This is a genomic window from endosymbiont of Ridgeia piscesae (genome assembly GCF_001443665.1).
Taxonomy (GTDB): Bacteria; Pseudomonadota; Gammaproteobacteria; order Chromatiales; family Chromatiaceae; genus Endoriftia; species Endoriftia persephonae.
Map to the genome: position 1 here is coordinate 62247 of NZ_KQ557143.1, position 21161 is coordinate 83407.

Genomic DNA, 21161 nt, shown 5'->3' on the forward strand with positions numbered 1-21161 from the left:
TGTCTCTGCTCGATGAATTGAAACATGAGGCCACAAGGCTCAACTCAAGTACCTCCGAACAAGCCGCATCCCACTCCCCTTGGGAAGCACATTACCACAAAGAACTTCGGCCGCGGATGCTCAAGCTTCTGGCCTACCTGAACGATCTGACCAGTCAGCTCAAGTTGGTTGCTCCCGATGTGCGGGCCAATTACCGAATTCCCGGGCTGGGTCAGGTTAAAAGGCTGCGTCAGGGGAACTATCTGGTGAATGCGGACAGCGTGACCAATCCGCGCCGGATTCGACTGAAATTCAGCTGCGTGGCAGCTCAGGAGATGTCATTTTCGGTTAGCCCCAAGGGGCTCGCCGATGAGACCCGGGGTTTTCTGCACTCTCACCACATGCAGTTCAGCGAGTGGCCGATCCGGGATGCAGAACAACGTCTGAGTGGCGTCAACTTCCAGGTCACGCCCAAGGTGGAAGTGGTGTTTATGTTCCAGATTGCTCCTGAACAGTATGAGATTGAGATGCTTACCTCGAACTTCGAGAAGTTTGGCATCCGTCGCTACACTTACGGACCAGAGCGAATCGATGATGAGTGGCTCGATAATCTCGGCAACTATGTGTTGCGCCGCCATGACAAGCTGCACAGTCTCGACATCTCTGACTCGACCCTGGTCAATTTGCGTGAGCGCCTGGCGGTAGACAAGCTCGAGCGTGAGACTGGAGGAGGTGCCGGCAGGGTGCACTGGCCGGGACAGAAGCGCGGTAAGGGGTTGTTTGGACGTTTTCTCCACTCTCCCAATCATTGAGTATTGACGAACCCCGTTCTTGCTTGGATGACGTAACTTCAATTTTTAGGAAAAGAATTAACGAGTTTTTTCGGCCAAAATGGGTTGCTGCACCTCGGGGAGAGTTGCCCGGGGGCTAGTTAGGATGCTTGTTTCGGCCTCAGCAATCCCCTAGTCTTCAGGCAATGTTTCATTGCCGCTATCTCTGGTTGTGTCTGTTGGCAGTGCTTGCCTCTCCTCTATCTGCCTTGGCGGATGGAGGGAAGTTGGTGCGCATCGGTGTACTTAGCCATCGCGGTGATCAGTTCACCCTCGACAAATGGTCGCCCCCTGCGGAGTATCTGACCAGTCAGATTGCTGACCATCACTTCATCATCGTGCCGCTCGACTTCGCTGAGGTGGAGACGGCGGTGGTGGAGGGCAAGGTCGATTTTGTGCTGGTTAACTCCGGCATCTACGTCAATCTGGAGGTGCAGTTTCGCGTCTCACGCATCGCCACCCTGAACAACCGGCGCAGTGATGTGCCCTACAACATCTTTGGGGGGGTGATTTTTACCCGAGCCGACAATCCGCGGATCAACAGCCTGGAAGACCTGCCAGGTCACTCACTGATGGCGGTGGATGCAACCTCCCTGGGTGGCTTCCAGATGGCCTGGCGCGAGATGCGGGCCCAGGGGATCGATATCAATGATCTCTCCGAGTTGCGCTTTGCCGGCATTCACGATCGGGTGGTGATGGCGGTGCGCAGCGCTGAGGTGGATGCGGGCACGGTGCGTACTGACATCCTGGAACGCATGGCCAGCGCAGGCATGATCGATCTGGATGAGTTTCGTATTATCAACCCCCAGTCGGATCCGGAGTTTCCCTTCGCCCACAGCACCCGGCTCTATCCCGAGTGGCCCTTCAGTAAGGTAGCGCATACCTCCAACGCACTGGCGCAGCGGGTGGCGGTGGCCCTGCTCAACATGCCGCAGAACCATCCGGCAGCGATTCAGGGACGTTACTCCGGCTGGACCATTCCTCTCGACTACCAGCGGGTACGCGAGTTGCTGAAGGAGCTGCATCTGCGCCCGTTTGAGAAGCCCGCTCAGTTCACCCTCCTGGACGCCATTAAACGCTATTGGTACTGGTTGCTGAGCGGGTTGATCTTCCTGATCTTTATGGCGTTGATGACCCTCTGGGTACTGCGCCTGAATCGGGAGCTGCAGCGCGCCAAAAGCCGTCTGGAGCAGCAGCATGAGCTGATCCTCGACTCGGTGGCCGATGGCATCTACGGTGTCGACCTGCACGGCAACTGCACCTTTTTCAGCCGCGCCGCGGAGGCGATTACCGGCTGGTCGGCGGAGGATCTGATTGGCCTAAACCAGCATGAGATTCTGCACCACACCCATCCGGATGGCACCCCTCATCCGGCGGAGAATTGCCCGGTCTACCAGACCTTTCGTGACAACCAGCCCCGCTTCGTCTCTGACGATGCCTTCTGGCACAAGGCTGGGCACAGTATTCCGGTGGAGTACAGTTGCACCCCGGTGAAAGATGAGTCGGAGCGGACCCTCGGTTCGGTGGTGGTGTTCCGTGATATCACTAAACGCAAACAGGCCGAGGATGAGGCGCGTCAGCACCAGAACGAACTCGCCCGGGTGGCACGTTTCAGCACCATGGGTGAGATGGCGTCGGGTATCGCCCATGAGTTGAATCAGCCGCTGACTGCCATCGCCACCAACGCCCATGCCAGCATCCGTCTACTCGAATCCGGTAAGGAGGGGCAGCAGGCCTGTGCCGATGTGATGGAGCGTATCGCCTCCCAGGCGGAGCGTGCCGGAGCGATCATTCGGCAGCTCCGACGTTTTGTGCGCAAAGAACCGCTGGAGCGCTCCCGGGTCGATATCAATACCCTGGTGGATGCGGTGGCGGTGTTGATCCAGCCGGAAGCGCGGCGGGCGGATGTGGCGGTACGGCTGGAGCTGATGCCGAATCCACCGCAGATGAGGGTGCAGCGGATTCAGGTGGAACAGGTGATTTTGAACCTGGCGCGCAACGCTATCGAGTCGATGGCCGGGGACGAAACGGAGCGTCAGCTGGTGATTACCACCGAGGCCAATGGCGTGGCTTCGGTGCAGGTGCGGGTCAGTGATACCGGGCCGGGTATCAAGCTCGAAATGATCGAAACTCTGTTCGCTCCCTTTGTCACCAGTAAGTCGGGTGGCATGGGGCTGGGGCTCTCCATCAGTCACGGGATCGTCGAGGCGCATGGTGGTAGACTCAGCGCACAGAATCTGCCCCAGGGTGGGGCCTGCTTTATATTTACCCTGCCGGTCTCAGCTACAACCTGAAATTATGGAACAGAATTCCCCTACAATTTTTATCGTTGATGACGACGAAGAGGTACGTAATGCGCTGCAACTGCTGATGCAGTCGGTGGGGCTCACAGTGGCCTGTTATGCCTCTGCGCTGGAGTTTCTGCAGGCGTTTGACGCCTCCCGGCCCGGTTGTCTGGTGGCTGATATCCGCATGCCTGGAATGAGCGGCATCGAACTGCAGGAGCAGCTCAATGGCGAACCGATCCATCCGCCGATCATCTTTATCACCGGCCATGGCGATGTGCCGATGGCGGTGCGAGCGGTGAAGGCCGGCGCGATCGATTTCATCGAGAAACCGTTTAACGACCAAGTGCTGCTTGACAGTGTGCACCGGGCGATCCAAATGGACGCCAAACAGCGCGGCGAGGCCTCGCGGCTCTCCGATATCCGTGAGCGTTTCAATCAACTGACGCCGCGCGAGCGCGAGGTGCTCAACCTGGTGATTGCCGGCCGGCGCAACAAGAATATCTCCCAGGAACTGGGCATCACGCTCTCCACCGTGGAGGCGCACCGGGCACGGGTGATGGAGAAGATGGAGGCAGATAGCCTGTCGCATCTGATGCGCATGATGCTTTCCCTGGAGCAGGGTTAAGGAAAACCCTTACACAAACCGTTGTATGCTGGGATTTTCATTAAAAGACAATCGGTTAGATAATAATGCCTCCCCGATAACTGCCCGGAACAAGCGTTTGGGGAACCTCCTGGAGGCTGGTCGGTGGACTGTTGGTTTTGGATAGCGAACAGGCATCCCGCAGTTTTCCGACCAGCCTTCCCCTTTTACTGATGGCCTTTCCGGCGGCCAGCAGCAACACAGAACAATAGGCGCTCCATTGCTGGCAATTTTGCAGAGAGTGCTGCAACAAACCCTAGAACCAGCCATCGGCGGCAGACTCGACCAGCCTGTCGTCTAGGAGGATGAGGAAGAATGAGCATTTCACGACGTGAGTTTCTACGCCTGATGGGTATGGCTGGTGCGGCCGGCATGATGCCCGCTTCGATTTTTGCCGCGATGCGTCAGCCGACGGATCTCTATGAGGTGCCGAAGTTTGGCAACGTCTCGTTGCTGCATTTCACCGATACCCACGCCCAGCTCAACCCGATCTATTTCCGCGAGCCCAACGTCAACCTCGGCCTCGGCTACGCCTTCAACAAGGCACCGCATCTGGTGGGTGATAAGTTGTTGAAACACTTCGGCATCGCGCCGGGCGGTATCGAGGCCCACGCCTTCAGCTACCTCAACTTCGATTCGGCTGCCGGCAAATTCGGCAAGATTGGCGGCTTTGCTCATCTCAAGACCCTGGTGGATCGTCTGCGCGCCGAGCGCGGTCCCGGCAACAGCCTGCTGCTCGACGGTGGTGATACCTGGCAGGGTTCCGGCACCGCCTACTGGACCCGCGGTAAAGACATGGTTGGCGCCTGCAACCGCCTCGGTGTGGATGTGATGACCGGCCACTGGGAGTTTACCTATCTCGATAACGAGGTGATCTCCAACATTGCCGACTTCAATGGTGACTTCGTGGCGCAGAACGTCGGGGTGAAGGATGACGCTCTGTTCGACTACAAGTTCGCCGACTTCGACGGCTTCAATGAGGATGAAGGGCTCGCCTTCAAGCCCTACGTAATGAAGGTCGTGGCTGGTGCCCGGGTCGCGGTGATCGGTCAGGCCTTCCCCTACACTCCGATCGCCAACCCGGGCCGCTTCATCCCCGACTGGACCTTCGGCATCCAAGATGAGCGCATGCAGACGGTGGTCGATGCGGTGCGCGAGAACGAAAAGCCCGATGTGGTGATAGTGCTCTCGCACAACGGCATGGACGTTGACCTGAAGATGGCCTCCCGGGTCAGTGGCATCGACGTGATCTTCGGCGGCCATACTCACGACGGCATGCCTGCCCCAACCATCGTCAAGAATGCTGGCGGCAAGACCTTGGTCACCAACGCTGGTTCCAACGGCAAGTTCCTCGGAGTGATGGACCTCGATGTACGCGGCGGCAAGGTACGCGATTTTCGTTACCGTCTGCTGCCGATCTTCTCCAATCTGCTGCCGGCGGACAAAGAGATGCAGGCCTACATCGACGGTGTGCGCGCCCCCTATAAAGAGACCCTGGATGAGGAACTGGCGGTGGCGGAGGAGACTCTCTACCGTCGCGGCAACTTCAACGGCACCTTCGATCAGGTGATCTGCGACGCTCTGACCACGGTCAACGATGCGCAGATCTCCCTCTCCCCAGGCTTTCGCTGGGGTACCACGGTGCTGCCGGGTCAGAAGATCATCATGGACAACGTGATGGATCAGACCTGCATCACCTACCCCGAGACCTACCGCCGCGAGATGAGTGGTGCTGACATCAAGAATATTCTGGAGGATGTCAGTGACAACCTCTTCAACAAGGATCCCTACTATCAGCAGGGCGGTGACATGGTGCGGGTGGGTGGACTCGATTACACCTGCGATCCCGGCCAGGGGTTTGGTAAGCGTATTACCGACATGCGCCTCAACGACGGCAGCAAGATCGAGGCGGGCAAGAATTACGTGGTCGCCGGCTGGGCGACAGTCGGTTCCAAGTCGCCGGGTCGGCCGATCTGGGATGTGGTGGCCGACTACCTGCGTGACCAGAAGACGATCAGGATCAAGAAGCTCAACACCCCCAAACTGGTTGGAGTCGATAACAATCCGGGCATTGCTGAATATCGGGGCGCCTGATCAGGCATTGCGGCCCGTCGGGCAGGCTCACTCCCGGTGCGCTGCAGATTGATGGATATGGCGCAGAGAGGGAACACTCTCTGCGCCTTTTTTGCTTCTTAAGGCGTCGTTTGCACGCCTTGCAGGAAGGCGCCAAACGCGCTGCTCAGCTGCTCTGAGCGTGCCGGATCCCTGACCCCGGCGAGAACCCGCGGGCGGGTGTCGGGCAGAAACATCAGATCACTGAGTAGTTGATTGAACAACGCCTGTCCCTCCTGATTCTCTGCCAGACGTTCGAGAAACAGACGGCAGATGGTGGTCTCCTGCAGTCCCTCCCAGGCGCGCCCGGCGATCGCCGCAAGGATCTCGCTGTGTGTCGCGCAGGGGGCCTGCAGCACCCGTTCGATCAGTCGCTGTCGGATCTCCGGGGAACGCGCCTGCGAGCTGCCACGGATCGCCGCCGTAATCAGTTGGAGGTCGATCTCCTCTTCATTCAACGCCGACTCCATCCGCTCCAGCAGGGCTGTCGCGATTTCGTCCGTCACCCTTTCGTTCTCCAGACAGTGGCAGAGTGCCTCGAGTGGCGCGCCGGGGAGCTGTGGGATAGCGGCTGCCAGCTGTTGGCTTGTGTCTTCAAGATCGAATCTGGCACCTAGATCGGCAATCCCCTGGTAACCGAGGAAGGGCCACTGGTCCCAGCCGATCTCACCGCAGAAGTAGGATCTGGCATGCGCATAAAAGCGTGAGGGCGGGCGATTCAACAGCCGGCTCACCTTGGCGTGAAACACCGCAAGTCGCTCCTGTTTTGGGGTGAAGGCGTAGGGGTTGTCCTGCAGTGCGGCCTGCAGCTGCTCCCCCTTCTCCGCTGCCTGCAGATTGCGGCCGGTGACCTCCAGCAGGCGCTGCAGCAGGTCGTCACGGACGGCCTGCTGCAGCTTGCACTGCTCGTCGAGGGGCAGGTGCAGAAACCAGATCGAGACCTCGCCCTGTGGGTTGTCCGGTTCTGCAAGCAGGACGGCAAACCAGGCCTGCTGCTGCAAAGGCAGGGGATAGGGGCTGCGGGTACATTCAAAGTCGAGAAAGGCCGCTCTGTCGATCGGGTTCACACGACGTCCCATATCGAAATAACTGGGCTGGAAGCCGCTCGTTTCCAGCAGTTCGGTGAGAGTAGAGCCTGGTTTCATGCCTGCACCCAGTCGATCAGGTGATACTCCAGGTCATCCGCTTCCGCTTCAGGCACCACCCGGCCGCAGATGGTATGGCCCGCAGCGGCGACGCTGTGAGGATCGTGGGAGCGCAATGGGTGCCAGCTGGGGAGTTCTGCGCCTTCTGCTAGCAACCGATAGGCGCAGGTAGAGGGCAGCCAGTAGGGGTCATCCAGGTCTTTGGGTGTGAGAGTGATGCAGCTTGGCACCAGGGTGGAGCGCTCCTGGTAGCGGCTGCAACGGCAGCTGTCGAGGTCGAGCAGGTCACAGACCACGTTGGTGAAATAGATCTCCCGGGTCTCTGCATCCTCCAGCTTCTGCAGGCAGCATTTGGCGCAGCCGTCGCAGAGCAACTCCCATTCGCTGGCGGAGAGCTGTTCAAGTGGTTTCGATCTCCAGAATGGTGTTGTCACTATCGATCCGGCGGCTGTTGATGGGGTGGCGCATTGTCCGGGTTCCATCGAGTCTGTGCAACGCTTGACAGGGAGGCGGGGGATTGTATGACCTGTGTCACATTATGCAGCCGCCTCTAACTTGAGGTTTTTTCAGTTTTTTCACTTGTCAAATTCTTTATGCACACCCTAGTCGATTGCTTCGCAATGCCTGGGTGCTGCCTGACAGATTTTTACTTGGCTTGTCAATATATTTGTAACTCCTTGAAATTAAAGGGTATATCTGGATTGTATAAAAACTGATCAATCTAACATGAGGGCTTGAGTGACAAGGACTGCAGGCAAATACAATCACCTTACCCACAAAGTTATCCACAAGAACTGTGGAAAGATGAGGTGGCGGTTATCTATCTGTCTGAACTGTCTGGATTTCGGGGCTGGAGAGGGCGGTTTCGTTGTAGAGGCGACTCTGCTCTTGGATCTGTTGATCCAGTATCTGATTACGGCGCCACCCCTCCTGGAGATCTTGTGAGAGTGTTTGCAGACGCTGCCTGGCTGCCAGGTTCTGCTCGCGTAGACGCTGACCTGCTGCGAGCAGTTCGCTGACTTGGCGGCTCAAGCTGTTGATGTCGGGCCGGTTGTCGTCCGCCAGTGCGCTGGGGACGGTTGGGAGGAACAGTATCGTCAGCAGGGATAGGGGTAAGATAGACATATCTCGCAGGGGCCTGTGGCGCTGGCGGGTGGATTTTGTTCTGATTTTGTGTCGGTTATTTTTACACTTTTTCTGGCGAAAGATTATGGCGGATAGGCCCGACTATCAAGCGGTAATTGATGCCGCTTGTTGTCGTTTTGGCGTGCGCATGCGGGGGCATGAGCTTTTGTCCATCGATTTCCTGCCGCGAACCTGGCTCCTGATGGATGCGACAGAGAGGAACGTCTCTGCGGTTGTCCAACAGATCGAGGCCTATCTGGCTGATCCGCAACTGTCGATTAGCTGCCGTCTTTTTTCGCAGGGGACCCCCTTTCAGCAGCGGGTGTGGCAGCGCCTGCGCCAGATCCCGCCGGGTTCCACCCTTACCTATGGTGCGTTGGCGGCTGAGTTGGGAACCAGCCCCAGGGCAGTGGGCAATGCTTGTCGTGCCAACCCCTGTCCATTGGTGGTGCCCTGCCATCGGGTGGTAGCCGCCACTGGGCTGGGCGGTTTTGCCGGCAGGCGGAGTGGGACAAAGCTGGCGATAAAGGCCTGGCTGCTACGGCATGAGGGGGCATTGTGAGTGAAGCGGTGGTGGAGCAGGCGCTGATCGAGGCGTTTGCCGATGCGCTTTGGATGGAGCGGGGACTCAGTCAGAATACCCTGGTCGCCTACCAGAGCGATTTGTCGAAGCTCTCGCTGTGGCTGCAGCGCCAACGCGGCAAAAGATTGCTCGAGGCGGGGCAGAAGGACCTGTTGGGCTACTTGGCGGTGCTGGCGCAGCAGGGTCGCCAGGCCCGCTCCAGTGCCCGGCTGCTCTCTTGTATGCGCCAGTTTTACCAATATGCGGTGCGGGAGAGCCTGCTCAGCGCCGACCCCAGTGCGCAGATCGAATCGCCGAAACTGCCCCGCCCGCTACCGGGCACCCTTACTGAGCGTGAGGTTGAGCAGCTATTGGCGGCCCCTGACGTGGGCGATCCTCAGGGGGTTCGTGATCGGACTATGCTGGAGCTGCTGTATGCTACCGGCCTGCGGGTCTCGGAGCTGATCGATCTGCGCCCGGAGCAGCTCAGCCTGAGCCAGGGCGTGGTACGGGTCATCGGTAAGGGCGACAAGGAGCGGCTGGTGCCGATGGGGGATGAAGCTCAGTCGTGGATCGAGCGTTTTCTGCGCGGACCGCGCCAGGCGATCCTGGGTCAGCGGGTCTGTATCCACCTGTTTCCTACTCGACGCGGCAGCGGCATGACCCGACAGGCATTCTGGTATCTGATCAAGCGCCATGCCCGGCAGGCGGGCATCGACAAACCGATCTCACCCCATACCCTGCGCCACGCCTTTGCCACCCATCTGCTGAATCACGGTGCAGATCTGCGCGTGGTGCAGCTGCTGCTTGGCCACAGCGATCTCTCCACCACCCAGATCTATACTCATGTGGCGCGGCAGCGGTTGAAAGCTCTCCATGCCAAACACCATCCGCGAGCCTGAAGCGGATGCTGCATGGGTCCTGTCAATGCCTGATGTGCAGCGGGAACTGTGCTACATTCCCGCGATTATTACATTCAGCTTTGCGGGGAGGTGAATATGTCTTCATTCGATATTGTCTCTGAGGTGGATCTGCAGGAGGTCCGTAACGCCGTGGATCAGGCCAATCGGGAGGTCAGCACCCGATTCGACTTCAAAAAGGTGGATGCCAGTTTCGAACAGAACGACTCCGAGATCACACTACGCGCCGAGCAGGAGTTTCAGCTGCAGCAGATGCGGGATATCCTGCGGCAAAAGTTGGTCAAACGGAACGTTGATGTGGGCTGCATGGAGATCCGGGAGCCGGAGACGAGCCTCAACGCCGCTCGCCAGCTGGTGATCATCCGCCAGGGCATAGATACCGACACCGCGCGCAAGATAGTCAAGGCGATCAAGGCCACCAAGATCAAGGTGCAGGCGCAGATCCAGGGTGAGCAGGTGCGGGTGAACGGCAAGAAGCGGGACGACCTGCAGCAGATCATCGCCACGCTCAGAGAGGCGGACTACGGGCTGCCTCTACAGTTTCAAAACTTCAGGGATTAACTCATGCAATATTATCGTTTGCGAAATCGCCTCAGGCGGGTTGCGGCACCACTACTGGGTGGGATGCTGCTATTTTCCGGGCTGGCGGTTGCCGCTGACAGGGCGGAGATCGAGCAGGTCAGGCAGGGGGTCGGCAAACTGCTGGGAGGGGAGACGCCCGACAGTATCCAGCCTTCGGTGGTGCAGGGGGTCTACGAGGTGATGATCGGGCCGCGTCTAGTCTACGTCAGCGCCGATGGAAAATATCTGCTCAATGGCAAACTGTTCGATATCGAGACCCGCGAGGATCTGACCACCCCGAAGGTCGCCAAAGCGAAGGCGCGGGCGATTGAGGCGGTGGGTGAAGAGAATATGGTGATTTTTGCGCCAGAGAAGTTTGAGCACACGGTGACGGTGTTTACCGACATCGATTGCGGTTACTGCCGCAAGCTGCACAGCGAGATAGGCCAGTACAATGATCTTGGCATCCGCGTGCGCTACATGATGTTCCCACGTGCCGGGGTGGGCAGTAGCTCCTTCGACAAGGCGGTCGCTGTCTGGTGTGCCGACGACCGTCAGAAGGCGATGACGCTCTCGAAAGCGGGCAAACAGGTTGAGCAAAAAAAGTGTGAAAACCCGATCATCCAGCACATGGAACTGGGGCAACAGCTGGGCGTGACCGGTACCCCCGCGATCTTCTTTGACGATGGCGAACTGCTACCGGGCTATGTGCCTGCAAAGCGCATGCTCTCCTATTTGAAGGCGAAACAATCCCAGTAGCAGAACGCAACGGATCGATGTCAGCTGAGAAGGGGCTTTGGCGCCCTCTTTGTATATTCGCAGCTGTGCAATAGAGATTAATATCATCGGATAGTTGCCGCTTGATGGGTGGCGCGGATCGAAACAGCCAAGTTTGGGACAGGGGGGACATGTGGAGTTAGCGGTTGTGATGCGTACTGATACGGGAGTGGTACGCCAACGCAATGAGGATGCGGTGGGAGCAGATCCTGATGCAGGCATCGTTATCCTCGCGGATGGCATGGGCGGCGCCAATGCCGGCGATGTGGCGAGCAACCTGGCGGTCAACCTGCTGCTCAACCGGCTGCTGGATACTCCCGGTGTCGCCAGTGGTCCGGTGGATTGTGATCAGTTGCGCCTGACGGTCCAGGAGGTCAACTCCGCGATCTATTCAGCGGCCCAGGAGATGCCCGAGTGCAAGGGTATGGGCACCACCCTGGTGCTGGGCATGTTTCGTGGAAACGATCTGATCTACGGCCATGTGGGTGACTCCCGTCTCTACCGTTTGCGCGGAGGGGAGCTGGAGATGCTGACCCGTGACCACTCACTGGTCGAGGAGCTGGTTGCTCAGGAGGTCTTCTCCTCCACCGAAGAGGCGCGCAGGTCAGGGGTGCCGGGCAGCGTGCTCTCACGTGCCTATGGCATCTTCCCCTATGTCGAGGTGGATCTGGAGAAGACACGCCTGGAGACGGGCGATCTCTACCTGCTCTGCACTGACGGACTGAACGGTATGCTAAGCGCGAACGAGATTCACGAATATTTGATGGCAGGCGATGAAGATCTGGAACAGACGGCCGATCAGCTGATAGAGGCCGCCTGTGAGAAGGGTGGCATGGATAATGTCTCTGTCATCCTTGTCAGAGTTTGGGACGACAAGGAGGCCGAGCTTCTGCAGCAATAGTGGGGAACCGGTGATGGAAAAACTCGTGATGATCGATAAAGGCAGGGTGTTGAAAGAGGTCGATCTCAGTGGTAAGCGGGTGATGATTGGAAGGGATCCGATGAGTGATGTCTGCCTCAATGACACCTCGGTCAGTCGCCACCACGCCGCGGTGGTGCGCATCTTCAACGAATATTTTCTGGAAGACCTGCGTAGTACCAACGGTACCAAACTCAACGGCCACGAGATCCGCAAACACTTCCTCAAGCATGGCGACCGAATCAACTTGGGCGTCTTTGAGTTTGAATTTCAGGTGGGTGAGGACAGAGCACAAGAGCCTGAGCTGGATCGAACTGTGGTGCTTCATCCGGCGGATCAACGCCGACCAGCCGCTGTGGAAAAACCAGCGCATCAAGCACTAGCGGCGCATGTGCTCTACCTGGATGGTCCTGAACGAGGCAAGCAGCAGGCGTTGCAGGATCAGTTCTTTACCATCGGCAAGCCGGGCAGCGATCTGGCGCTGATCAACCGCCGCCACCGCAACTATGTGCTGCTCAAGCTGGCTGGCGATACCCTTCCCAAAGTGAATGGCACGCTGGTGCGAGCGGGTGGTCATGAACTCCAGGATGGTGATCTGGTCGAGTTTGCCGAACACCGGCTGCGCTTCTTTGCCTCTCCAGTGAACTCGGGCGCCGCCTGACCTCAGGCGGCTGCTGCGGCTATTAACGCGGCCATCAAATATATCCGTATTCCGGCGATGCCCCTGACCGGCAAAGACGCTGTAGATCCATCCTTGGAAGCTTCACGGCAGCATCCCCGCTGCCGACACTCCGCCGGTTAGGGGTATCGCCAATCTTGGAAAGTCCGACGTTAAATTTGGCCTGTGCTACTCATCTTCGAGTCGGAAGCCGATCTTCAGGGTGACCTGCCAGTGGGCCACTTCACCATCCTGAATATGGCCGCGGCTCTCCACCACCTCAAACCAGTTCATGTTATGGATCGACTTTGCCGCACGCCTGATTGCGTTGCGTACCGCATCGTCACTGCTCTCGCTGGATGAACCAACAATCTCGATCATCTTGTAGATATGCTCACTCATCTTCTTCTCCTCTGATTGGATCAATACACGACACCTGCCGAAGCCTCACGTCTGACAGAGTGTCTTCAGTCGGTAGATTTGCTCCAGCGCCTGCCTGGGAGTGAGGTTGTCTGGGTTGATCTCCAGCAGCGCCTGTTCGACGACTGAATTCTGTGGTGTCTCATGAAACAATAGCGGCAGCTGGTTCTGCTGCTGATCGGCGTGCTGCTGGGCCGCCTGTTCCAGCTCCTCCAGGCGCTGTCGCGCGCGCTGGATTACCGCTTTCGGCACCCCCGCCAGTGCTGCCACCTGCAGTCCGTAGCTCTGATTCGCCGGCCCCTCCCTGACCGCATGCAGGAAGACGATGGAGTCGCCATGCTCCACCGCGTCGAGATGCACATTGACAATGCCGGGATACTCTTCGGGTAGGGTGGTCAGCTCGAAATAGTGGGTGGCGAACAAGGTGAAGGCGTGGATCTTGGTCGCCAGTTCTACCGCGCAGGACCAGGCCAGTGAGAGTCCGTCGAAGGTGGAGGTGCCGCGGCCGATCTCGTCCATCAGCACCAGGCTCTGGTCGGTGGCATTGTGCAGGATGTTGGCGGTCTCCTCCATCTCCACCATGAAGGTGGAGCGTCCCCCCGCCAGATCGTCAGAGGCGCCGATGCGCGAGAAGATGCGGTCGATCGGCCCGATGCGCAGCGCGCTGGCCGGCACAAAACTGCCGCAGTAGGCGAGCAGGGCGATGATCGCGATCTGCCGCATGAAGGTCGACTTGCCGCCCATGTTGGGTCCGGTGATGATGAGGATGCGGCGCTGCTCGTCCAGCTCAATGCTGTTGGCGATAAACGGCTCGCGGCTGACCTGTTCCACCACCGGGTGACGGCCATCGCTGATCTGCATGCCGGATTCGTCGCTGAGTTCAGGGCGGCAGAGGTTGAGACTCTCGGCGCGCTCCGCCAGATTGCAGAGAATATCCAGGCTGGCGAGCCCCTCGGCGCACTGCTGCAATGCAGCTAGCGACTCTGCCAGCTGTTCCAGTAGCTGCTCGTAGAGCGCCTTCTCCCGGGCCAAGGAGCGCTCGCGGGCGCTCAGCACCTGATCCTCGAACTTCTTCAACTCGGGGGTGATGAAGCGTTCCGCCCCCTTCAGGGTCTGGCGGCGGATGTAGTCCTCCGGCGCATTCTCGGATTGGCTGCGGCTGATCTCTATGTAGTAGCCGTGGACACGGTTATAGCTCACCTTGAGGCTGGCGATACCGGTGCGCTCGCGCTCCCGCGCCTCCAGGTCGAGCAGGAACTGATCCGCGTTCTGTGACAGGTTGCGCAGCTCGTCGAGCTGTTCGTCGAAGCCTGTGGCGAGCACCCCGCCGTTGCGGATCAGCATTGGTGGCTGCTCGATGATCGTCTGTGCCAACAACGCATGCTCCTCCGGATGGGTGTCGATCTGCTTGGCCAGCTCAGTCAACAATGGGCTTTGCAGCGGAGCGAGCTGTGACTGCAGCGCCGGTAGCACATCCAGGGTGTCGCGTAGTGTGGCCAGATCCCGCGGCCGGGCGCTCTTCAGGGCGACCCGGGTGAGGATGCGTTCGATATCGCCGATCTCTTTCAGGCTCTCCTGCAGCTCGAGGAAGACGCGTTGCTCGAGCAGCTCTTCGATGGCGGTGTGGCGCTGTGCCACCGCCTGCCGATTGCGTAGCGGACGGTTGATCCAGCGCCTTAACATACGACTGCCCATGGCAGTGGCAGTGCGGTCCATGATCCCCGCTAGGGTGTGTTGCGGCTGGTTGGAGAGCGAGTGATCCAGCTCCAGATTGCGCCGGGTGGCGGCGTCGATGATGATCGCATCCTCGCGTCGCTCGGTGCGCAATGAACGGATGTGGGGCAGGGCGCTACGCTGGGTCTCCGCCACGTATTGCAGCAGGCAGCCGGCGGCGGCCAGCGCCAGCGGCTGGTCGTTGCAGCCGAAGCCGCCCAGGTCGCGGGTGCCGAACTGGCGGGTCAGCAGCTGCTCGGCGGATGCCAGGTCGAAGTGCCAGGCGGGTCGGCGGGTGATGCCGCGTTTCAGGCCGAGCCGCTCGGCGATCGGGTTATCCTCTTCCAGCAGTAGCTCCACCGGGCGCAGCCGCTCCAGCTCCCCCTGCAGCGCCTCCAGGCCGCTGAACTGCTGTACGATGAAGCGGCCGCTGGCCAGATCGAGGGTCGCCAGGCCAAACTTGTCATCGACCTGGTTGAGGGCGGCCAGCAGATTCTCCTGACGCTCCTCCAGCAGTGACTCATCGGTGAGGGTGCCGGGGGTGATGATGCGCACTACCTTGCGCTCAACCGGCCCCTTACTGGCCGCCGGGTCGCCGATCTGCTCGCAGATCGCTACCGATTCTCCAAGCCGCACCAGCTTCGCCAGATAGTTCTCCGCCGCGTGGTAGGGCACCCCGGCCATCGGGATCGGTTTGCCGGCGGACTGACCGCGTTTGGTGAGGGTGATGTCGAGCAGTTGCGCGGCGCGCTCCGCGTCGTCGAAGAAGAGTTCGTAGAAGTCCCCCATGCGGTAGAACAGCAACATGCCGGGGAATTCACCCTTGATGCGCAGGTATTGCTGCATCATGGGTGTGTGTTTTGCCTTTTTTGGCCTGGTTTGTGGTGCGGAGCTGCTCTGTATTTTATCCATCGATTCCGGTGTTTGTGGGCAGTCTGGAATGTGTATGGTGGATCATACCCTCTCTCGCCTTGGCGAGAGGATGTTTGAGAGAAATCTATGCGGGAGGTGGGTGACAAAGGGGCCTGTTTGCCCCTTTCAGATTGTGCGTAACTTGTTTTGCTCGGGACTATTTCGGCGCCAGCATCTGGTCGACGATGTGCTCGCACTCGATCCAGTCGTCCATTTCGTGGCCCGCTTCGAAGTTGCGATTCTCGGCCCGGTAGTAGGCCATGGTGGCGATCATCTCGTAGCGTTCGCGGGGGCTGACCTCGGGATGGGGTGTGGTGGCTTGTTGGGGCGCTACTCTGGCCACCCTCTTTTTCCTGACCGGGCCCTTTGGGCTGGCGGCCTTGTTCGTCGCTTTCTTCTTGCTGACCTTCTTTTTCACCACCTTCTTCTTGGCCTTTTTCATTTTCTCGTCGTCTTTGCCGGATCTCTTGTTCACGTCCTTATCCCTTTATTTAGTGCTGAAATACCTCCGGCATTCTAGACAATATTGATGAAAAAACCATGGTTGATCTGGGAGCCGGAGCGTGCCGGATTATTCTTGGTGTTGCGCCAGCCGATGCTGCGCCCCCTCACACAATTTCTGGGAATTGGAAAGCAAAGTATCGTACGGTCAAGGCAGTGAAGACTGCTTCCGCGGATGGGCAGTAGCCCCATACCCCACACCATTCAGGAACCTTGTCCACAAATTTTGACATTGGGCATGGGGCTGGATGCCGGGCAGAAGTTAGTGTTCGATCACATGGCGCATCGGTTGCGGGACGGACAGCGCAGAGGATCTGCCTAGCGCAAAGTCCGCTCCAATTCATCTACAAAATGCGCGAAGTTGATAGTCCTCACAGCGCCAGATCCCCCCTCAGAAATAAGCGTGATAGCAATCACAAAGCCGCCTAAAAAGACGTTATGCCGCGTTGATCGATGCCACAAAATCCAGAGAATGTACCATTCATTCTTGTTGTTATTTAGGGAATAGAGAACAGGGATCTGGTTTTTTCTGGAGGTTGGTACTGATTGCTTGCCCGATGGTTGCGGACAAGCACCTCCCCTGCATCCCCTTGCATTAAAAATAACTGATAGCGAAACAGAATCGGGGAGTTTATCCATGTTGACCGAGAAGATCAAGCGATCGTACTACCCGTTGGCGCTCATTGCAGCGGCCCTGCTGTCAGGCTGTGTTGAGGAAGTGGTAGACAATAATACAACGACCACGGCCGCTGCCGGTGACGATACCGATCCCCCCATCATCACCCTGCTGGGCGCCAATGCCCTCACTGTCGAGGCGGGAACCGTCTACACTGATTCTGGCGCCAGCGCCAACGATGCGAAAGATGGCGATATCAGCGCCAACATCACGCAAAGCGGCGTGGTTGACACTTCCGCTCCCGGCAGTTACATCCTCACGTATAATGTTTCGGATGCCGCCGGTAATGCTGCTACCGCAGTGACTCGGAGCGTGCTGGTAGCCGATACGACCCCCCCGGCCATCAGCCTCATTGGCAGTAGCCCGCAGACCGTCACCCTCGGCGCAAGCTATAGCGATCAGGGTGCGACTGCCAACGATTCTTTCGATGGCGATATCTCGGCCAGTATCGTTGCCACAGGCAGCGTCAATACCGGTGCCGTTGGCAGCTACACTCTGACCTACAATGTTGCGGATAGCGCCGGCAACGCCGCCACCGCGATCACCCGCACGGTCAACGTGGTCGCCGTGACGCTCCCCGCAGATGTCACCCCCCCGGTCATCACCCTGACCGGCGCCAATCCCCAGACGGTCGCCCTCGGCTCCAGCTACAGTGAGCCCGGCGCGAGCGCCAACGACGACAGGGATGGTGACATCAGCGCTAACATCATGATTGGTGGCAACGTCAATACCGCCTCGATCGGCAGCTATACCCGCACCTACAATGTTTCGGACGCGGCGGGGAATGCGGCGGCCCAGGTCACCCGCACAGTGACCGTGACCGAGGCAATACCCCCGGTGATCACCCTCTCCGGCGACAACCCTCTGACCCTGGAGGCGGGGCCGGCGGCCTATAGCGATCCGGGCGCCAGCGCCAATGACAATGTGGATGGCGATGTCAGCGCCAATATTGTGATGAGTGGCACGGTCGACCGCACCACCGCCGGTAGCTACACCCTGACCTATAGCGTCTCCGACACAGCCGGTAACCCGGCTAGCGCGACGCGCACCGTGGAGGTCTCCGCCGCTACCGCCCCGGTGATCACTCTCTCCGGCGCCAACCCCCTGACCTTGGAGGCGGGGCCGGCGGCCTATAGCGATCCGGGCGCCAGCGCCAACGACAATGTGGATGGTGATGTCAGCGCCAATATTGTGATGAGTGGTACGGTCGACCGCACCACCGCCGGCAGCTACACCCTGACCTATAGCGTCTCCGACACGGCCGGTAACTCGGCTAGCGTGACGCGCACCGTGGATGTCTCCGCCGCTACCGCCCCGGTGATCAGCCTCTCCGGTGCCAATCCGATCGACTTGAAGGCGGGCGACAGCTTCAGCGACCCGGGGGCCTCCGCCAATGACAATTTCGACGGCGATGTCTCGGCCAGCATTACGGTCAGCGGCACGGTGGATAGCAATACTCCAGGCGACTACACCCTGACCTATACGGTCAGCGATGCCGCCGGCAACAGCGCCACACAGACCCGCAGGGTCAACGTGATCGAGTCAACGCCCCCGGTGATCACTCTTTCCGGCGACAACCCTCTAACCCTGGAGGCGGGGCCGGCAGCCTATAGCGATCCGGGCGCCAGCGCCAACGACAATGTGGATGGCGATGTCAGCGCCAATATTGTGATGAGTGGTACGGTCGACCGCACCACCGCCGGCAGCTACACCCTGACCTACAGTGTCTCCGATACGGCCGGTAACCCGGCCAGCGCGACGCGCACCGTGGATGTCTCCGCCGCTGCCGCCCCGGTGATCACCCTGAGCGGTGCCAATCCCTTTAGCCTGGCCGTTGGCGCCGCCTTTTCCGACCCGGGTGCCAGCGCCAACGACAATTTCGACGGCGATGTCTCGGCCAGCATCACGGTCAGCGGTGTGGTGGACAGCAATACTCCAGGCGACTACACCCTGACCTATACGGTCAGTGATGCCGCCGGCAACAGCGCCACCCAGAGCCGCACTGTTTCGGTCACCGATCAGACTGCGCCACAGATCATCCTTAATGGCGACAATCCACAGAGCGTTGAGGCAGGCTCTAGCTACAGCGATCCTGGGGCCGCCGCCAGCGACAACGTGGACGGAGATCTCTCCTCCAGCGTGGCGGTGAGCGGCAGTGTCAACGCTAGCGTGCTGGGTAGCTATATCCTTACCTACAACGTCTCGGATGCGGCCGGCAATGCCGCCACCGCGGTTACCCGCACGGTCAACGTGGTGGATCAGACCGCACCCGTCATCACCCTGCTGGGCAGCGATCCGATGAGTGTGGAGGGGGGTTCTACCTTCAGTGATCCAAGCGCCACCGCCAGTGACAGCTTTGAAGGCGATCTCAGCGCCGGCATCGTCATCAGTGGCAGTGTCGATAGCGCCGTGCTGGGCAGCTATACCCTGACCTACAACGTCTCCGACAGCACCGGCAATGCCGCCACCGCGGTGACCCGCAGGGTCAATGTAGTGGATCAGACCGCACCCGTCATCACCCTGATTGGTGCCAACCCGTTGGAGGTGGCGCTGGACGGCACCTTTAGCGACCCGGGTGCCAGTGCCAGCGACGCGGTGGATGGTGATCTCTCGACCCGCATCACTGTGGCGGGTACGGTAGACACCAGCACCCTGGGCAGCTACACCCTCACCTACAGTGTTTCCGATGCGGAGGGCAACGCTGCCACGCCAGTGCAGCGCAGCGTCTTGGTCACCGATCAGATCGCCCCGGTCATCACTCTGATCGGCGCCAATCCGCAGGTGGTGGAGGCGGGTTCGACCTATGGCGATCCCGGTGCCAGCGCCAGCGACAATGTCGACGGCGACCTTAGCGCGAGCATTAGCGTCAGCGGCAGTGTGGACACCGCGGTACCCGCCAGCTACACCCTCAGCTACGATGTCACCGACGCCGCTGGCAATGTGGCCACCACGGTGACCCGCAGTGTAGTCGTCTCCGATCAGACGGCCCCGGTCATCACCCTGAACGGGGCCAACCCGATGAGCGTGGAGGCCGGCTCCACCTTCATCGATCCGGGGGCAAGCGCCAGCGACACCCTGGACGGCGATCTCAGTGCCAGCGTGGTGGTGAGCGGCAACGTGAATACCGTGGCTCTAGGCGGTTATACCCTGAGCTATGACGTTTTAGACGCGGCTGGCAACGCCGCCATCGCAGTCACCCGCACGGTGAATGTGGTGGACACCACCGCTCCGGTGATCTCCCTCACAGGAGACAACCCGTTGGTTGTCATTGTGGACAATAGCTACACTGAGCCTGGCGCCACGGCCACGGATAATCTGGATGGCGATATCTCCGCTAGCCTGGCTATCGACAGCAGTGCCGTCGACACCGCTACCATCGGTAGCTACAGCGTGACCTACGATGTCACCGATGCTAGCGGCAATGCCGCGACTCAACTGACCCGAACGGTTCAGGTGGTGTCAAGCGCCCCGAACGCACCTACCAATGTGACCATGAGCATCGGCTTCAAACGGTTCCAGTTCAGCTGGGATGCGTCACTGGGGGCAGACCACTACCGTTTGATGGTGAACCCTGACGGCGTTTCTGGATACAGCGTGGTAGCAGGAGCCGACTCGATCACTCTCACCAGCCATACCATCGACATCCCGGTGCACCTGCACAATTGGCCCGCCGCCCGCTATATGGTGGAGGCCTGTGACGCCGCCGAGAGCGCCTGCGCCGGCTCTGCAGAGCAGACCACTGTGGCGATTGACTCGGTTGCTGCCATCGGCTATTTCAAGCCGGGCACAGCAAGCAACGATGACAACTTCGGCTACTCGGTCGCTATGAGCGCTGACGGTACCACCCTGGCGGTCGGTGCGCCGCAGATCGCCAACGGAGGAGCAGGTGCGGTCCATATCTTCTACTTCGCCGCTGGAAGTTGGAGCCTGCAACAGGTGCTTACTGCATCCAACGCTGGCTCGGGCGATCAGTTCGGTGCATCCGTCGCCCTGAACTCGGATGGCTCCACTCTGGCGGTTGGTGCAAACGCCGAGGATAGTGACGACACCGGTAGTCACTTCTCCTCCAATGGGTCGGCACCCGACTCCGGTGCGGTCTACATCTTCACTCGCTCCGGTGCCACATGGAACGAGCAGACCCGCCTTAAGGCGGCTACCACCGAGGCTGGAGATGACTTCGGCTATGCCGTGGCCCTTAGCGCGGATGGCAACACCCTGGCGGTGGGTGCCGATCTTGAGGATGGTGGCAACGATGGTATCAATACCCCGACCAACAATACCGAGACCGAGGCCGGTGCCGCCTATGTCTTTAATCGCACCGGCACTATTAATCGTTCCGAAAGTATTGGCAGTGTATACTGCTTTCCATGGCTACGATAAAAGAACAGCGTGATCAGAAAAGGAAAGATGTAGTGGAGGC

At 59.4% G+C, this 21161-nt stretch carries 17 protein-coding genes; 11 read left to right on the plus strand and 6 right to left on the minus strand.

Annotated elements, in window-relative coordinates:
- Nucleotides 1-116 precede the first annotated feature (116 nt).
- From Ga0074115_RS12990 to soxB, 4 genes are all read left to right on the plus strand, one after another.
- The gene (locus Ga0074115_RS12990; protein ID WP_232433095.1) at nucleotides 117-791 is read left to right on the plus strand and encodes a hypothetical protein; all 675 of its coding nucleotides are present in this window, start codon (nucleotides 117-119) and stop codon (nucleotides 789-791) included.
- A gap of 248 nt (nucleotides 792-1039) precedes the next feature.
- Nucleotides 1040-3103, plus strand: coding sequence for a PhnD/SsuA/transferrin family substrate-binding protein (locus tag Ga0074115_RS12995; protein WP_057955728.1), 2064 nt, complete (start codon nucleotides 1040-1042; stop codon nucleotides 3101-3103).
- Between the two features lie 4 nt (nucleotides 3104-3107).
- Nucleotides 3108-3722, plus strand: a complete 615-nt coding sequence (locus Ga0074115_RS13000) for a response regulator transcription factor (RefSeq protein WP_006474790.1) — start codon at nucleotides 3108-3110, stop codon at nucleotides 3720-3722.
- Between the two features lie 333 nt (nucleotides 3723-4055).
- Nucleotides 4056-5834 carry a thiosulfohydrolase SoxB gene (gene soxB / locus Ga0074115_RS13005; protein WP_057955716.1) on the plus strand — a complete coding sequence of 593 codons (1779 nt, stop codon included), beginning with the start codon at nucleotides 4056-4058 and terminating at the stop codon, nucleotides 5832-5834.
- A 98-nt stretch (nucleotides 5835-5932) separates the two neighbouring features.
- On the opposite strand, the gene Ga0074115_RS13010 is transcribed toward soxB, so the two are convergent.
- The 3 genes from Ga0074115_RS13010 to Ga0074115_RS13020 all read right to left on the minus strand — a co-directional run bounded on the left by Ga0074115_RS13010 (nucleotide 5933) and on the right by Ga0074115_RS13020 (nucleotide 8122).
- Nucleotides 5933-6997, minus strand: coding sequence for a DUF3549 family protein (locus Ga0074115_RS13010; RefSeq protein WP_057955717.1), 1065 nt, complete (start codon nucleotides 6995-6997; stop codon nucleotides 5933-5935).
- Entirely contained in the window at nucleotides 6994-7431 is a 438-nt protein-coding gene (locus Ga0074115_RS13015) for a YcgN family cysteine cluster protein (RefSeq protein ID WP_408642719.1), read from the minus strand. Before Ga0074115_RS13015 ends, Ga0074115_RS13010 begins: the two co-directional genes overlap by 4 nt.
- Before the next feature lie 382 nt (nucleotides 7432-7813).
- Entirely contained in the window at nucleotides 7814-8122 is a 309-nt protein-coding gene (locus tag Ga0074115_RS13020) for a hypothetical protein (protein ID WP_057955719.1), read from the minus strand.
- A gap of 85 nt (nucleotides 8123-8207) precedes the next feature.
- Between Ga0074115_RS13020 and Ga0074115_RS13025 the strand changes: the two genes are divergently transcribed.
- The 6 genes from Ga0074115_RS13025 (at nucleotide 8208) to Ga0074115_RS13050 (ending at nucleotide 12522) form a co-directional block, all read left to right on the plus strand.
- Complete coding sequence (locus Ga0074115_RS13025) at nucleotides 8208-8684, plus strand: methylated-DNA--[protein]-cysteine S-methyltransferase (RefSeq protein WP_057955720.1); 477 nt, start codon at nucleotides 8208-8210, stop codon at nucleotides 8682-8684.
- The gene (xerD, locus tag Ga0074115_RS13030) at nucleotides 8681-9586 is read left to right on the plus strand and encodes a site-specific tyrosine recombinase XerD (protein WP_057955721.1); all 906 of its coding nucleotides are present in this window, start codon (nucleotides 8681-8683) and stop codon (nucleotides 9584-9586) included. The genes Ga0074115_RS13025 and xerD overlap by 4 nt, the downstream gene beginning before the upstream one ends.
- Nucleotides 9587-9682: 96 nt before the next feature.
- The gene (locus Ga0074115_RS13035) at nucleotides 9683-10165 is read left to right on the plus strand and encodes a YajQ family cyclic di-GMP-binding protein (RefSeq protein WP_006475850.1); all 483 of its coding nucleotides are present in this window, start codon (nucleotides 9683-9685) and stop codon (nucleotides 10163-10165) included.
- A gap of 3 nt (nucleotides 10166-10168) precedes the next feature.
- Nucleotides 10169-10924: a DsbC family protein gene (locus tag Ga0074115_RS13040; RefSeq protein WP_057955722.1), complete on the plus strand. Its 756-nt coding sequence runs from the start codon at nucleotides 10169-10171 to the stop codon at nucleotides 10922-10924.
- 169 nt (nucleotides 10925-11093) lie between these two features.
- Entirely contained in the window at nucleotides 11094-11843 is a 750-nt protein-coding gene (locus Ga0074115_RS13045; protein ID WP_057955723.1) for a PP2C family protein-serine/threonine phosphatase, read from the plus strand.
- A 13-nt stretch (nucleotides 11844-11856) separates the two neighbouring features.
- Nucleotides 11857-12522, plus strand: coding sequence for an FHA domain-containing protein (locus tag Ga0074115_RS13050; RefSeq protein WP_057955724.1), 666 nt, complete (start codon nucleotides 11857-11859; stop codon nucleotides 12520-12522).
- Nucleotides 12523-12708: 186 nt separating this feature from the next.
- Here the strand turns inward: Ga0074115_RS13050 and Ga0074115_RS13055 are convergent, their stop codons facing one another.
- The 3 genes from Ga0074115_RS13055 to Ga0074115_RS13065 form a co-directional block, all read right to left on the minus strand.
- Entirely contained in the window at nucleotides 12709-12921 is a 213-nt protein-coding gene (locus Ga0074115_RS13055; RefSeq protein WP_057955725.1) for a dodecin, read from the minus strand.
- A gap of 45 nt (nucleotides 12922-12966) precedes the next feature.
- On the minus strand, nucleotides 12967-15501 hold the full coding sequence (gene mutS / locus Ga0074115_RS13060; RefSeq protein ID WP_057955726.1) for a DNA mismatch repair protein MutS: 2535 nt from the start codon (nucleotides 15499-15501) through the stop codon (nucleotides 12967-12969).
- Nucleotides 15502-15721: 220 nt separating this feature from the next.
- Nucleotides 15722-16039 (minus strand): DUF2934 domain-containing protein, encoded by a 318-nt coding sequence (locus Ga0074115_RS13065; RefSeq protein ID WP_057955727.1) that lies wholly within the window; start codon nucleotides 16037-16039, stop codon nucleotides 15722-15724.
- 663 nt (nucleotides 16040-16702) lie between these two features.
- Between Ga0074115_RS13065 and Ga0074115_RS16900 the strand changes: the two genes are divergently transcribed.
- On the plus strand, nucleotides 16703-21121 hold the full coding sequence (locus tag Ga0074115_RS16900) for a beta strand repeat-containing protein (RefSeq protein ID WP_232433096.1): 4419 nt from the start codon (nucleotides 16703-16705) through the stop codon (nucleotides 21119-21121).
- Nucleotides 21122-21161: the final 40 nt, after the last annotated feature.